This window comes from Enterococcus xiangfangensis, assembly GCF_005405365.1.
GTDB lineage: Bacteria > Bacillota > Bacilli > Lactobacillales > Enterococcaceae > Enterococcus_A > Enterococcus_A xiangfangensis.
Window position 1 is genome coordinate 55,146 of record NZ_BJDX01000007.1, and the last position, 15,167, is coordinate 70,312.

Annotated in this window: 18 protein-coding genes; 1 reads left to right on the plus strand and 17 read right to left on the minus strand. The window is 37.1% G+C overall.

What is annotated here, in order from left to right; all coding sequences use genetic code 11:
• Positions 1-362 precede the first annotated feature (362 nt).
• The 3 genes from FFM68_RS09435 to FFM68_RS09445 are packed head-to-tail and all read right to left on the minus strand — an operon-like array spanning position 363 to position 2,432.
• Positions 363-881, minus strand: coding sequence for a YjbQ family protein (locus tag FFM68_RS09435; RefSeq protein WP_137619093.1), 519 nt, complete (start codon positions 879-881; stop codon positions 363-365).
• The gene (locus FFM68_RS09440) at positions 878-1,582 is read right to left on the minus strand and encodes a triose-phosphate isomerase (RefSeq protein ID WP_137619094.1); all 705 of its coding nucleotides are present in this window, start codon (positions 1,580-1,582) and stop codon (positions 878-880) included. The genes FFM68_RS09435 and FFM68_RS09440 overlap by 4 nt, the downstream gene beginning before the upstream one ends.
• A 13-nt stretch (positions 1,583-1,595) precedes the next feature.
• Entirely contained in the window at positions 1,596-2,432 is an 837-nt protein-coding gene (locus tag FFM68_RS09445; protein WP_137619095.1) for a class II fructose-bisphosphate aldolase, read from the minus strand.
• 156 nt (positions 2,433-2,588) lie between these two features.
• Here FFM68_RS09445 and FFM68_RS09450 point away from each other — a divergent pair, with 156 nt between their 5' ends.
• Positions 2,589-3,509: a sugar-binding transcriptional regulator gene (locus FFM68_RS09450; RefSeq protein WP_137619096.1), complete on the plus strand. Its 921-nt coding sequence runs from the start codon at positions 2,589-2,591 to the stop codon at positions 3,507-3,509.
• Between the two features lie 230 nt (positions 3,510-3,739).
• Here FFM68_RS09450 and FFM68_RS09455 read toward each other — a convergent pair whose 3' ends face one another.
• From FFM68_RS09455 to cutC, 14 genes are all read right to left on the minus strand, one after another.
• On the minus strand, positions 3,740-4,021 hold the full coding sequence (locus tag FFM68_RS09455) for a BMC domain-containing protein (protein WP_137619097.1): 282 nt from the start codon (positions 4,019-4,021) through the stop codon (positions 3,740-3,742).
• A gap of 16 nt (positions 4,022-4,037) precedes the next feature.
• Positions 4,038-4,673 (minus strand): phosphate propanoyltransferase, encoded by a 636-nt coding sequence (locus FFM68_RS09460; protein WP_137619098.1) that lies wholly within the window; start codon positions 4,671-4,673, stop codon positions 4,038-4,040.
• Positions 4,674-4,716: 43 nt separating this feature from the next.
• Positions 4,717-6,258 carry an acetaldehyde dehydrogenase (acetylating) gene (locus FFM68_RS09465; RefSeq protein WP_137619099.1) on the minus strand — a complete coding sequence of 514 codons (1,542 nt, stop codon included), beginning with the start codon at positions 6,256-6,258 and terminating at the stop codon, positions 4,717-4,719.
• A 20-nt stretch (positions 6,259-6,278) separates the two neighbouring features.
• Positions 6,279-6,857 (minus strand): BMC domain-containing protein, encoded by a 579-nt coding sequence (locus FFM68_RS09470; RefSeq protein WP_137619100.1) that lies wholly within the window; start codon positions 6,855-6,857, stop codon positions 6,279-6,281.
• A gap of 88 nt (positions 6,858-6,945) precedes the next feature.
• On the minus strand, positions 6,946-7,551 hold the full coding sequence (locus FFM68_RS09475; RefSeq protein WP_137619101.1) for a EutQ-related cupin domain-containing protein: 606 nt from the start codon (positions 7,549-7,551) through the stop codon (positions 6,946-6,948).
• 15 nt (positions 7,552-7,566) lie between these two features.
• Positions 7,567-7,830, minus strand: a complete 264-nt coding sequence (locus FFM68_RS09480; protein WP_137619102.1) for a EutN/CcmL family microcompartment protein — start codon at positions 7,828-7,830, stop codon at positions 7,567-7,569.
• Positions 7,824-8,123, minus strand: a complete 300-nt coding sequence (locus FFM68_RS09485; protein ID WP_137619103.1) for a BMC domain-containing protein — start codon at positions 8,121-8,123, stop codon at positions 7,824-7,826. The genes FFM68_RS09480 and FFM68_RS09485 overlap by 7 nt, the downstream gene beginning before the upstream one ends.
• 154 nt (positions 8,124-8,277) lie before the next feature.
• Positions 8,278-9,114, minus strand: coding sequence for an ethanolamine utilization protein EutJ (gene eutJ, locus FFM68_RS09490; protein WP_371852017.1), 837 nt, complete (start codon positions 9,112-9,114; stop codon positions 8,278-8,280).
• Between the two features lie 43 nt (positions 9,115-9,157).
• On the minus strand, positions 9,158-9,712 hold the full coding sequence (locus FFM68_RS09495; protein WP_137619104.1) for a hypothetical protein: 555 nt from the start codon (positions 9,710-9,712) through the stop codon (positions 9,158-9,160).
• Positions 9,712-10,851: a 1-propanol dehydrogenase PduQ gene (locus FFM68_RS09500; protein ID WP_137619105.1), complete on the minus strand. Its 1,140-nt coding sequence runs from the start codon at positions 10,849-10,851 to the stop codon at positions 9,712-9,714. Before FFM68_RS09500 ends, FFM68_RS09495 begins: the two co-directional genes overlap by 1 nt.
• A gap of 15 nt (positions 10,852-10,866) precedes the next feature.
• Positions 10,867-11,295 (minus strand): EutP/PduV family microcompartment system protein, encoded by a 429-nt coding sequence (locus FFM68_RS09505; protein WP_137619106.1) that lies wholly within the window; start codon positions 11,293-11,295, stop codon positions 10,867-10,869.
• The gene (locus FFM68_RS09510; RefSeq protein ID WP_137619107.1) at positions 11,292-11,636 is read right to left on the minus strand and encodes a BMC domain-containing protein; all 345 of its coding nucleotides are present in this window, start codon (positions 11,634-11,636) and stop codon (positions 11,292-11,294) included. The genes FFM68_RS09505 and FFM68_RS09510 overlap by 4 nt, the downstream gene beginning before the upstream one ends.
• Positions 11,637-11,651: 15 nt before the next feature.
• Positions 11,652-12,602: a choline TMA-lyase-activating enzyme gene (gene cutD / locus FFM68_RS09515; protein ID WP_137619108.1), complete on the minus strand. Its 951-nt coding sequence runs from the start codon at positions 12,600-12,602 to the stop codon at positions 11,652-11,654.
• 24 nt (positions 12,603-12,626) lie between these two features.
• On the minus strand, positions 12,627-15,167 hold the full coding sequence (gene cutC, locus FFM68_RS09520; protein WP_137619109.1) for a choline trimethylamine-lyase: 2,541 nt from the start codon (positions 15,165-15,167) through the stop codon (positions 12,627-12,629).

A 15,167-nucleotide genomic window follows, 5' to 3' on the forward strand; every position in this document is an offset into this window, starting at 1 on the left:
AAAAGAGTCCAAAATTATACCCGAAGTATACTGCTTAAACACCCTAAAGTGAAATATCCAATCCTAAAAAACACTTAGCCAGTCAAATTTAAGGGTGTGATTTTCATAATAGAGGACGAAGGAAAAAAATGCTAAATTACTTGAGATTTCATTTCAAAACTGTTTTTATTTTTTTAGTCATTGTTAAATTTAAAACACTCATGTTTTACAGGAAAATCAGCACTTTTTTCATATGAAGTTCCAGTATCTCCTCACTGCTTTATAAGCTTTCAAACTATTTTCTACTGTACTTTTTAATCCAGATTAAAAAGCAACTACAATATACGATCATATCGCATATCGTAGTTGCTCCTTAGTTTCCTCTATTGCCCCATAATCATCAAGTTACAAGTGCGAGTACGTTCTCTATTTTGATCCCAATCGATAAAATAGATATAACCAACTGAGCCGATTAAAGGTTCCCCATCTTTAATAATTACCGTTTCACTAGCTCCAAATAGTGAACCTTTGATATGAGCATCTGCATTTAAAATTGATACTGGATCAGGTAAATAGTTTGGATCTTTTGCCGCCAAATCTTTTAAAAACTCTACGTGTGCAGGTCCAGGATACAAATAATCGGATTCAGTCTGCTGTTTTGGAATTAATCTTTCTAAAATCCGATTTTGATCAACTTGTAAAAATTCATCTCCTTTCCAGTCTTTATCATGTACGTATTCTTCAAAAATTACTGAACATGTTGTATGTGGTGTAGTTATTGCACAGAACCCATCTTTGATTCCAGAATTTTTGACAGCATTCCTCAATTGATGTGTAATATCTAAATAAGTAATTTTTCCTGCTTGTGTATCAAGTGCGAGTTGTTCATGCTTTACGTTCATTTTTTCTGGCCTCTTTCCTTGAATGCTTTCATTAGTGCTTCGACCATGTCAGTTAGCATATCTATCGGAGAATCAGCATTAGTTATCCCACTTGTGCATCCAGTCCCATCGGCTCCTAATTTAATTGTATGGTATACATCAGCTGCTGTACTAATTCCTGCCGCCTGCATAACTAAAATAGTTTTGTCAATCGCTTTAATCGCCTGATTTGTTTGCTGGACGTAACTATCATCACTAGTTTTACCAGTACCAATCAGTTCTGTTGGCTCACATAAAATTACATCTGCTCCCATAACAGCTATTGCTCTGGCCTCATCTATCGAGTCTGCGCAAACAATAGTCTTAATTCCCATTGCTTTCGCTTTTTTCATTGACTGTGCTAAGGCGGCCAGTGTTAATGGTTTTTCAGCATGATTTAAAAAAACTGCACGTGCTCCTGCATGATAGATAGATTCTGGTAACACATGTCCCATTCCTCTTCCTGGTTCAATACCATCCATGTGTTGTGCAGTTACGATAATATTTTTTGTCGCATCTTTTACTGCAGAAATATCAGCGTATGGAACCGTTACCAATATAGAGCATTCCGGATATTTTAAAGCTAATTCATCTGCTCTTTTGGCCAAAATCAATAACTCTTCTCCATACAGATAAGACTTAGGATTGAATACAAAAAATGGGTATTTAATTCTATTAGTCATTTCTTACTCCTTTTTAATTTATACTTTTAGTTGCAAAAACTTTATAACAACCTTCTAAAGTTTCGGACATCGCTTCATTAGCAAGAAATTTCATTTCTAAATAGTCCCTTGGATTTCCCTCTATATTTTTTTTATATGCCGCATTTAAAAAATCAGTAAAAATATTGATTTTAGCAATTCCACTTACTGCACATCGATTTAAATTCGTATTTCCTGATGAAGAACCTCCATGTAATACTAATGGCACTTCTGTTATCTCTCGAATTTCCGCTAGTCGTTCAAAATTTAATATTGGGGTTCCTTTATAAGCACCGTGAGCGGTTCCAATTGAGACCGCTAAAGAATCTACATCTGTATTCTTCAAGAACGTTTGAACATCCTTTACTTCTGTATAAACAGAATCAGTCGTCTCATGATTTTCGTAATTAGTACCTGCACCAACATGCCCTAATTCAGCTTCTACTGTGACATTTTTTTGATGCGCATAATCAACGACTTCTTTTGTAATTTTAATATTATTTTCTAAACTTTCTTTTGAAGCATCTATCATTACAGACGTGAAGCCTAACTCAATAGCTCGTTTAATAAAATTGAAATCTTCTCCGTGATCTAAATGTAATACAACAGGAACAGAAACTTTTTCAGCTAAATATTTACCGATTAATGCTGCCTCTTCCAATGAAATTATTTCTTTATGCGCCTGGGCAAACGGTAATATCAAAGGCTTATTTAATTTTTCTGCTACCATAACAAACGTCCGAGCGGAATCTAAATCAATAAAATTCGTAGCGGGGATTGCGTAGTTCTCTTTTCTAGCTTTTAAAAGTATCTCTTTAGAATTAACTAACAAACCAACCATCTCCTTTTACATTTGTAAATATATATTTACTTTTGTAAAAATTGTAGTATAATTGGTTTAACTTGTCAATGCATCTAGCCATATTGTTTGATACAAAAAACATAATTTTGGAACATATGTTACTCATGTTCTAGGAGGGAATGAAATATGTTAGACAGAGAAGATTTAATACTGAAGGTTGCTCTTTTATACTATGAAAACGAAGAGACTCAAAGTGATATTGCAAAAAAATTAAACATTTCACGTCCGACAGTTGCCTCATTGCTCCATGAAGCTAAAAAAAATGGTATTGTGAAGATCACAATACAACATAATGAGTTACACTTAGTAAAACTTCAGGAAAAGCTTACAGAAAAATATGACTTGAAAAATGTTAAAATCGCTGCAAAAGGACAAAAAAATATGAAGACCGCGGCAGGTAAATTATGTGCTGATCTTATTGAACCTTTGCTTAAAAACATCACCAAATTAGGAATTGGTTGGGGGACTACGCTTTATGAATATGTGGAACAAGCAAACTTACTAAAATTAAACCATTTAAAAATCACTCCGTTAATTGGTGGTATTGGACTTTCTGAAGTTCGCTTTCATTCCAATCATTTAGCTTTTGTATTATCTGAGAAATATAATTGTGATGTGTCCTATTTTTACGCACCCGCTATAGCGGACACCGTAGAAGTAAAAGAAACTCTTCTTCGTACAGAATTAATAAAAGAAATTATTGATGAAGGAAAAAACGTTGAGTTTGCTCTATTAGGGGTCAGCAATCCAATTCATTCTTCTACTTATAAAAAATTGAAATATATCTCCAAAACAGAAGCAGAGCTACTGAAAAACGAACATGCTATCGGTGATATTGGCAGCACTATTTTTACCGCTGATGGTACTCCCCTAAGAAAAGGGTTCTCTCAACGATTGCTTGGAATTGAATTGAAAGATATTAAGAAGATTCCTCGGGTAGCAATTGTTGCTACAGGAAAAGAAAAAACTGAAAGTGTCCAAACCTTACTTAATATGAATGTTATTACTGACTTAATTATCGATGAAGAAATCGCTGAACTACTTTAGTCCAGCAAATATTTATTCTGAAATAATGGTTAATGTTCAAATGAGTAATTTGCCTAAAAAGCTCAGAGTGTAAACTACGCCCCTTGAATTAGTTCTTTTCTCTAACTCAGGAGGCGTAGTTTATAGTTAACTTTTAGAGTCATTTTTTCTCATGCCGCAGTCATTTACCAAGATTGTAAAACTACCTCGTTATTGACCATACTATTAATAAATACCTTTAGTTGTTCAAATTAAGCATTTGTTGTTGGTAAAATCGATTCAACTTCTGCATGTGGGCGTGGGATAACATGAACAGATAACAATTCTCCCACACGTTGAGCTGCTGCCGCACCAGCATCAGTTGCTGCTTTAACAGCACCTACATCACCACGAACCAATACAGTGACGATTCCACCACCAACTCGTTCTTTACCAACCAAAGTAACATTTGCTGCTTTGACCATGGCGTCAGCCGCCTCAATTGATCCGATTAATCCTTTTGTTTCAATCATTCCTAATGCATCTGATTTCATTTTATATTCCTCCTAATTATTTTTTAATTTTTATTTTTGTTCCTGACTTAACGCCAAGAGCATTCGCTTCTTCAGTGTCGATGTGACATTCTAATCCGGAATTTTCTTTCGCCCGGACAATAACATTGGCTAAACTGCCGCCTCGTTCACCCGCAAATTCAATAGTAACAGACTCACCATCGGTTACTCCAAAACGAACTGCTTCTTCTGGCAACATATGAATATGACGCTTAGCTACAATCGCTCCTTGAATAACTTCAAATGAACCATTCGGACCTACCAAAGTAATCCCTGGAGTTCCAGCTAAATCTCCAGACAGACGTAATGCGCCTTTTATACCTAATTTAAACGTATCACTTTGCAAAATTTCTACTTGTGTTTCTGGACGAACCGGACCTAAAATACGAACTTTTTCAATTACACCTTTGGGTCCACAAATCATCAGACATTCTTTACAAGCATATTGACCAGGTTGGGATAAATCTTTTAATTTAGTCAATTGATAGTTACTACCAAATAATTTATCCACAGCTGATTGACTTAAGTGAATATGTCGGTTTGAAATTCCTACAGGAATAGTGTTATCTTGTGGCATACCCGCGGGATTTAAATGTGCCATTAGTGCATTTAATATGGCTTCATAATCTTCCATTTTTTCTCCTTATTTAGCTAATTTTATTTTATCTGATCGTTGTTTATGCGTTCATTTGAGTTAAAACCTTACGTACCACTTCTGCTAATTCTGATAGTTCGGTCTCGCTAAACTTGGTATCTGAACTCTTTTCTGAACTAGTTTTTGAGGGTTTATCAGATGTTAAACAAGCTTCAATTGGTCCTTCTAATTCAGCATGTGAAAAACTAGGATCTCCCTGAACCAATGTTGTGACATCTTTTAAGCCATAAGCAACTTTTTTAATATTCAACAGGTGTTTAGGGCTGACATTTTCAGAAACAGAACTGCCGCCAAAAGTTCCACACCCTAATGTGAATGAAATCGGTAAGCCGGTACTAATTCCTGTTCCTCCTTGGCTCCCTCCTGTATTAACTAAAATTCGCGAAGCAGGTTTCGCTGCAAATTTTAACACGATATCACGATTATTCGTATGGATGCTCATCGTATGACCAATCCCATTTTGCAAAAGATCGATACTCAATTGACAAGCTTCTTCCCAATCTTTAACTACATAAAAAGCTAAAACTGTCGTCAATTTTTCATAAGATAATGGATTACCTTCTCCTACACCATTTTGATGACCAATTAGAACAGTTGTTGTATGAGGGACTGTAAATCCAGCTGCTTCAGCGATAACTTGCGGTGAACGACCGACAAATTTCGCATTCATTGCATGACCACCATTTTTAAAGAGTAAGCCGCAAACTTTGTTAGTTTCTTCTTCAGACATAAAGTAAGCGCCTTGTGCTTTCAATTCTGCAACAACTTCAGCTTCATTACTTTCTTCACAAATGATAGATTGTTCTGAAGCACAAATTGTTCCATTATCAAAAGTTTTACTAGCAATGATTTGTGAAACGGCTTGTTTCACATCTGCACTATTTTCAATATAAGCAGGTGAATTTCCAGCACCTACACCAATTGCTGGTTTGCCAGAACTGTATGCGGCTTTCACCATTCCAGGACCACCCGTCGCAATAATCAAACTAATTTCTTTAGCGTGCATCAATTCATTAGTAGCTGCCATTGTTGGCGTTGATACACAGCTGATGATTCCTTTAGGAGCACCAGCTGCTTCGGCTGCTCGCGCCATCATATCAGCAGCTTTTTTAGTACATTGTGCTGCTGCCGGATGCGGAGCAAAAACGATGGCATTTCTTGATTTCAACGCTACCATTGACTTGAAAATCACTGTGGAAGTTGGATTGGTAGAAGGGACAATCCCTAAAATTAAACCAACTGGTTCTGCTACATCAAGTGTTCCTTTTGTTTTATCTTCACTAATAATTCCTACTGTTTTTTCATCTTTGATTTGTTCATACAATAATGTTCCAGCGGCATGATTTTTATAAGCTTTGTCTGCGACTTTCCCAAACCCTGTCTCATCTACTGCAGCTTTAGCCAAACATACAGAAAATTTTTCAGCAGCTTCTTTCATACTTTTTAAAATAGAATCTACTTGTTCTTGCGTAAATGTCGCAAACTCTTGTGCTGCAGCTTTTCCAGCTCGGGATAAATCACGAGCTTCTTGAACTGAGCGTAAATCTTTATCAAATTCGTTCATTACTGTTGCTCCTCTTTTGATCAATTCCTATTAAAGTAAGTGCTTAATGCTTCAATAAGTTTTTCTTTATTGATTTTATAAATATCTTTATTAGTAATTGAAAAATGTGGCTGTTTTTTTGCTAATTTGCGTAAATCTACTATCTTCATCGCTGATAGTGTTGTTTTCAATTCTTCTTCACTCAATTTTTCTAAAGATAGTTCTAGCTTTTCAGAGCTTGCAGCTTCGTTGTTGGATTGTTTCTTCTCTTCCACTGCGACTACTTCAGCCTCAACTACTTCACTAGATAACGGCTCGACTTCTGCTGGTTTGTCTTGTTTGATTGATATGATCAGCTGTTCACGCATTAGACTCTCATCTGGGCGAGCAATTACGTGTTTTGAACATAATAAGTCTTTTCCTAATCTTTCAACGGACGAGGCCGCTGCATTAACAGCAGTTTTAACAGCACCGACATCGCCGGTCACAATAACTGTAACTAAACCACCGCCAACTAATTCTTTGGTCAACAAGTTTACTTCCGCAGTTTTCAACATTACATCACTTGCTTCAATAGCTGCCAATAAGCCTTGTGTTTCGATTAATCCTAATGCACTCATTGCTTACTCCTTCAATTAATATTGGAATAGCTTAAAAATGTCCCCTACGATGACGATAGCTAAAATTCCTGCCGTTTATATAACCAGACTAAATTAAATCTGGCCAGTTCGCGGGATACGTAGCATAGAATAGTTTCACTTTATCCGGTGATCCCCAAATAACTTTGCTATTTTTTGGTACAAAAACAACGTCACCAGGATGTGCTGTATATTTTTTGCCTTCAATTGTGATTTCCAATGTGCCGCTAATAACATAATCAATTTCTTCATACGTTAATTCCCAATCAAATTGAGAATGATCAATTTCTAAAAAGCCTGCACTTATCTTACTTTCCTCTTTACTGACTAATTCTTGGTAATAAACCTTGTCTGCTGGGTTACCAGTATCAAAGACAGCCATTTCTACACTGTCGCCCCGAACTACCTTTAAGCCAGTTGAATGCTTCTCACAACTAAATGGTTGATTTTCATCTGCTAAAATCATTTTTAATAACTGTAATAAGGTCTCTTTATTGAGATTATTAGGTAAAATAGTATCTGTCAGGACTTGCTTATCGCATTCTTCTAATGGGACTTGAAAAGTTTCAATTAAATCCTTAGCAGCGGGGGTGATGATCGTATTCTGATCCACAAAGATCGCTTCCCCATTTTTATGTGCTTGTGTTACATTACTCACACAAATCAATTTCTTCATTGCTTTTGATCCTCTCTATACAGATTCACAACTTTCATCAATAATTCCGATTACCGCAGCATCAACTGGGATCGAATCATCTTCTAACATTCGTCTCGCCGCGCTGCCAGTCGTCACGATTACTCGGTCACCAATCCCCGCACCAATCACATCGCAGACAATCATTTGCTCGCCATCACGAGAACCTCCAATCACTTCTGCGATCATAAGCTTCAACCCGTTTAAACGTTCAGACTTTCTGGTTGCCCAAATATTGTCAATCAAACGCGCGGTTACCATTTGTGTTCCTTCTCTTTACGTTTTATTTCATCTAACGCTGATTCAACGGATGCGGTATCGCCAAAAATCGCTAGCATAATCATATTTTGCGGACAACTGCCGCGAATATCTTCAACGGTTACACCCACCGCTTTTTCAGCTATATCAGCGGCACAAACCATTTCAATCAATTTACCTTGGACCAAGCCAACTGCATCCGATACTTCTAATGCTGCTTTAGGACCAGAACCTTTACGTCGATTTAAAATCGCTAATGTTCCTTCACCAGGTGTTTTAATTATTCGACAATCCATTTGCTGATCTCCTTATACATTTATATTTTTACTAAAAAACGTCTTTAACTGCTAACCTTAAATTTAAATGAGGCTCCGGCAATAAGATAAAAGAATAAAAGCTACCATTATATATGGAGATTAAAACTTTTAGCTTATTGCCAGATAGTTTCTTTTAAGAAATCTCATCTGTACAACTTAAAGCAATCCCCAAAGGCGTAACGAACATTGGATTATGGGGTTTATAAGTTTTGATTTTCGTTTTTGCTTCGATAATCTCTTCAATTCCTGTTAAACAAGCGGTCCCACCGACCAAATATAATTCATCAATTTCATGACCAGCGATCTGATTAATAATAAGAGTCGCAATTTTTTCAACAACTGGTTTTAACACGGCGATTAATTCTTGATGATTTTTTTGTTCTCGTTTATATAGTTCTGCTTCCGAAATTGAAAACCCATAAGCACCAGCTGTCACCAAAGTCAAATGTGTTCCACCTGTAGCATCATCGGCTACTTTTACGACTTGACCATCTTTAATGATGGAAATACCAGTTGTTCCACCACCTATATCTACTACTGCCCCATTTTGAATATTTAATACTTGATTTGCTGCAGTTGGTTCATCTAGGACATTCGTCAATTCAAAACCAGCACCTTGAACTACATTTTTGATTGCCCCACCGTCTAATTCATCTGTATCTGGCGGAATAGCTGCGGCAGCGTATACCAATTCGGTCTCAAGTTTAGCCTCAAGTTCAGCTTTTAATTCTCTTACAATAGTAATTGCCCCGATATAATCAACAACCATCCCATCACGAACAACATCCGCATAACGATAGGCTCCTGCTACTGGTTGATGGTGTTCGTCCATGACGGCTAAGACAATGCAGGCGGTCCCAAGATCGACACCGGTATAATAAGTACCTGTAGCACTTTTTTTTGGCTTTTTAATTACTGCTTCAAAGTCTGCAACTAGCTGATCGCAGTCTCTTACGGTCAAAGTCATCATAGACAATACTCCTTCATCTTTTCCCAGTTTTTCTGAGATCCTATCACGTCAATAACTGACAAATCTCATTATTTATCAAATAAATTAAATACTCTAAGGCACCCTTTTGTTCTGCTGTAACACACGTTTTTAAAGTCGTGCTATAAACACACGCTCGACGTAATTTCAAAATAATCTTGCCGGTCGGTTGAAAGATCTCCTCACTAGTGAGTTCATCTGTGTTAATCTCGGCAACTTCACAAATTTCTAACTCTGCTATATCTTCTGTCGCAATCTGCTTAACTAATGAAACTAATTCAATGATTCGCTGACAACTATCTCGATTAACTTCACTTGCCTTTAAAGCAGCTTCCCATAATTCTAATTCCAACAATGGAAAAAAAGTTTGCCGCTTTGTTGTTAAGGCCGCGATTTTTAAAGAATTATCTGTTTCTTCAGCTGTTTCGATCGGACTATCACAATCAATTATCCTAATTTGATGGTCCGCTAAAAACTGTCTGGCACCCGGGGTTAATCGTTCATTTTGGGTCAACATAATTTTTTTTAACGGTTCATGACGATGTTGCACCTGTAAATCTTGCTCTGTGATATAGCGCATTAGAACCCACCTCGATAAATTCTGGCATAAATAGCTTCTAAGTCTTTCGCAGTAACTGACCGTGGATTTGTTAATGTGCATTTATCTTTCAATGCAGCCTGAGCCATTGTTGGGATTGCTTCGGCAAATTCAGTCGCATCTATTCCTAAATCAGTGATTAATTTAGGAATACCCATTTTTTTCGTCATTTTTTGGATACCTGCAATCAATAAATTCACAGTTGTTCTTTCTGTCCCAGCCTGTATACCTAATAAACGGGCAGCTTCAGCATATTTTTTTAATGCTGGAGTATCTTGATTCAATTCTAACCCTGCATTAAAAGTGATTACATGTGGTAATAAGATTGCATTGATCCGACCATGGGGAACATGGAATTGACCACCCAAAGCATGTGCTAAACTATGACAAATCCCTAATGAAGCTTCACTAAAAGCCATACCTGCTAAACAAGAAGCATTATGGATTTTTTCTCTTAATTCAGCATCACTACCATCAGCTGCAACTTGTATCAAATCTTGCCAGATAATCCGCATTGCTTTTTCTGCACAAGCGTCAGTGAAATCTGTTGCATCCGTTGAAACATATGCTTCTAAAGTATGTGTCAAAACATCTGTCCCAGTATCAGCGGTGACATTGCTTGGTACCGTTAAAGTAAATTCTGGATCTAAAATAGCTACATCAGGGATCATTGCATCATCAACAAGCGCATATTTTCCATTCACTGATGGATCAGAAATAACAGCAAAAGAAGTAACTTCACTGCCTGTCCCACTTGTAGTAGGAATACAAATCAATTGAACATGTATGCCTGCTTCAGCTTGTTGATAGATTTGTCGGACAGCTTTTGCTGTATCTAATGCTGAACCACCGCCCAAAGCAACAATCGCATTTGGTTGAAGTGCTGCTGCATATGCCACGCCTTTGGTCACAACCTCAATCGTCGGGTCTGGTACAACTTCAGAAAAGATTTGATATGGTACATTTTCTGCTGCTAAACTTTCAGTAACCAGATTAACTTTGCCACTTTTCTCCATAAAAGGATCACAGATGATCAACACTTTTTGTAATTGGCAATCTTTTAAGTGATCGGTTGAATTTACGCCAGAATAAATCTGTGTCCTCATTTTAAAACTTCCCATTTTTTCGCCTCCTTCCTAAAATAATTGTTGAATTTTCTTTTTGTCATTTTCACTTGATAAATCAAGGATTAAATCTACTTTTTTGAGCCCGCAAGCCATAAGTTGATCTTGCGCTTGCTGCAAAGCATTTGCAGTATAGGCTTGGTGATATGTCACTAAACCATAAATTGGAATCCTAAATACTTTGGCAAAATTTGGAGGATAACTGCGTCGTTTAGCGGTAACTGGTTGTAAAAACAAAATACTTGTCGCTGATTGTTGTAAAGCAATGATATGTTTATGCATCCAAGGGCTTTCTAAATAACTATCAGGTACGATAATCGTTTTCTGATGGTAAACAATACTAGCTACTTTTTTTAAAGGCGACTCTTCTCTGCCTTCTAAAAAATTAGCGATTGTCATTTTCCCACTATCTTTAGGTCCCACTAAAAGAAGCTTTTTCATGTCCGGGTCACATCTACCACATTAAAATGTAGTACATCTTTAAAAATTCGTATCACTTCTCTTAAGCTTGTCTCTACACTTTCGACATCTCCCGTGATAACAACCGAACCGGTAAAACGATCCAAAAATCCGATGGTAACATCTGCAATTTTAACTGCCGTATCCGCTGCAATCATCGCCGTTTCAAAAGGAGAAAGTGTCAAAATACCAATCGCTCCTGCTTCATCAATCCCTAATGATTGGTACACATCACTAACAGGTGAAGCGATTACATGAGCTAAAGTAATCTGTTTACCAGGAACCGATTCTTCAATGACTCGTTGCGTCAATTCCTCTGACATTCTTTTTCCTCCTTTTTAGTGGCGAACAACTCGAACCGGAAAATCGTAATCAGCGATCCAACCTTCGATTCGATCTAAATCTGCCTCAGCTAAACTAGGATCTCCTTCAACGGGATAGTCCATACCTAACTGACCATATTTATTGACACCCAACTTATGATAAGGTAATAGATCAATTCCTTTAAAATTCGGAAGATCTTTATATGGTAATAAGAAATCAATAATTTGTTTGATTTCTTCATGACTATCATTAATCATTTTTAGCATCGGCATTCTAATTTGGACTTGGTAACCATGGATCAGCAGTTCTTTTAAATTAGCTAGGATCTTTTCATTGCTGATTCCTGTCAATTCATTGTGACGAATTGGGTCCATATGTTTCATGTCATATAAAAATAGATCAACATAATCAGCCATCTCCAAAATTTTACTCATCCGGCTATGTCCACAAGTTTCAATTGCTGTGTTTATTCCATCCGCTTTGCAAGTTTTCAAAAGCTCCAACGCCGCTTCCGGTTGAGCAGTGCATTCCCCTCCACTAAAAGTGACACCACCACCAGACATTTCATAAAAAGCGTCGTCTTCGTGAATAACTTCCATTAATTCTGAAATTGTCTTAATGGCACCAGTAATATTCAATGCTTGCATCGGACAAACCTCGACACATTTTTGACATCCATTACATGAAATATCGCGGCGTACTTGATGCTTTCCATTCTCATCAATATAGTGGATACCTAATGGACAAGCTTCTACACAGGAACCACAATCATTACAGACACTTTCTTTGTACATCACTTCATATTTCCGCTTAATACCTTCTGGATTGGCACACCATTGGCAACGCAATGGACATCCTTTGAAAAAGACGATAGTTCGGATTCCGGGACCGTCGTATAGGCTGTATTTTTGTACATTAAAAATCATCGCTTGCCGTTCTATCCGTTCCTCTTTCACATTAACCATCCATTCCTAGCTCCAGCTTTTTATTTAAAATTTTGTCAACATTGTCCGTGAAATGATTTCATCTTGCACGTCTTTACACAATTCTACGAAGAAGGCACTATATCCAGCGACTCGTACGATTAAATCTCTGAATTGTTCTGGATGTTTCTGTGCTTCGATCAGAGTATTGTTATCCAAATAGTTAAATTGCATTTCTCCATTTCCTAAATGACAAGCAGTTTTCAATAAAGTGATCAAGCTTTCTTCCCCTTCGGGTGTATCCAACAAGCCAGACATAATCTTAAAGTTATGAACCATACCGATATTCATGCTATCATTAGACATTTTTGAAATAGATTTAATAATCGCCGTTGGTCCTTTGTAGTCAGCCCCTTGAGTTGGACTGATACCATCTGATAGAGGAGTCCAAGCTTTACGACCATTAGCAGAAGCACCTGTCATTTGACCAAATGGCGTATTATTTGAGATTGACAATGTTCCATGACTTAAAACAGAGTACAACGTTTTATATTTACGATGTTCTGCTTCTGTGAAGTTGATCAATTCCGCTGCAATCAAGTCAGCATAATCATCGTCATTACCATATTTTGGTGCATTTAAACAATCTGTACGCATTTGTTCAAACCCAACAAAGTCTGCTTTTAATCCTTCATTTAATTCTTGTAGACTATATTTCTTTTCATCAAAGACCAATTTTTTAATCGCTGCCATTGAATCGGCATATGTTGCTAATCCTGACCATACAACCCCTGGTCCAAAGTTGTACATAGCACCACCGGATGATACATCTTTACCATTTTCCATACATCCTTCATACATGATTGACATTAATGGTTTTGGTGCTAAATCACGGTGAACACGTTGTGAAATAACTGTTGCTACATCAGTCCATTTAGTAATATATTTAATTTCTTCTTTTACAGCCGCTTCAAATTCTTCAAAAGTAGTAAAGCGTGAAATATCTCCCATATCTGGGCAGACGTTCTTGCCGTACCATAAAGGGACTCCATGATTTAAAACAAGTTCGATACAAATCGGCCATTGAGTATATGCTGTTGAAGTCCATTGATACAAACGACCAGATTTTTGTGGTTCCACACAACCCATCAAACAATAATCACGAGCATCTTCGATTGAAACGCCTTTAGCCAGCATCATTTTGATGTGTGTATCATCAAAGTGACAGGCTGGGAATCCCATTCCAGCTCTAACAACATCCACAATTTTCTTTAAATATTCTCTTGGTGAATGGTTATGAATCCGACAAGCAAGGGATGGTTGATAAACTTTTACATGGCGAACAGCATCCATCAATAAATAAGTCAATTCATTCGTTGCATCCCGTCCTTGTCGTGTAACACCGCCCACACACATATTGACAAATGGTTGATACCCAGCAAAGAATTTCGAACCGCCTTCACTAGTAATCCACATCATTTCAGACATTTTAATCAACATACAACCAGCTAATTCAAAGGCTTCAAATTCATTCATCCGACCTTCATCAAGATCTGCTTTGAAATATGGATACATATATTGATCCACACGACCAATTGACATTCCGGTTTGATTTTCTTCTACCACAAGTAAAGATTCGATGGTCCAAACAGCTTGGATTGCTTCCCAGAAAGTGTCTGGCTTGTGAGCTGGGACTTTACGATTTACTTCCGAAATTTTCAAAAGTTCTGCTTTACGGCGTGGGTCTGCTGTTTTAGCTGCTAGTTCCGCTGCATAATCAGCCATTCTGCGAGCGTAGATCATAACACCTTCAGTCGTATCAATAATTGATTTGTAGAAATAAATTTTTTCAATATCATCTGGATTCTCATAATCTAATTTTTCCAAATGTTCTTTGGCTTCGTTTTGAATATCAAGCATTCCTTTTTTCATCAAGATCACATCATAGCCAGGGTTAGAATCACCGCCACCATTTAATGCATGGTACGAACAGTCAGAAACAAACGATTCACCAGATAATTCCCAAACACCCGCTTCACGATACTGATCTTCACAATATTCATCAACCGATTGACCTTTCCAAAATGGAAATAATTCTTCTCGCATAATTTTTTTATCTTCATCCGAAATGTAAAATGGATCTTGTGAACGACTGCCAATCGTATCAATTTCATCTTCCATCCAACGCCAAGCAATATCTGGAGAAAACGCTCCTGCTCTTGGCTTACCATTTGGTGCCCCAACAATTAATTCATGATCTTGAATAACTAATGGTGCTGTTTCGCAACAATAGCGGAAACATTTTGCACGTAAAACAATTTTTGGCATTCCTGGATTTTCTTTGGCAATTTTAGTAATTGCCCGTGCTCGATAGGTTGTAATAGATGGCACTTGCTCTAAATAGTTATCTTTTAATGCCCGCAGTCTTTTAGTAATCCCATTGGGAATAGTTGTACCTTCATCTGAAACAAAATTTTCTAGGACTACTTCATCTTCTTTAATATCATCAGATACAGATGCGAACATTTTCATCAATGCTTGTCTTTCATCTGAGCTCAATTCTTTAGTCGCTTCAGCTAATTTAGCCGAAAATTCTTTGATGTCCAT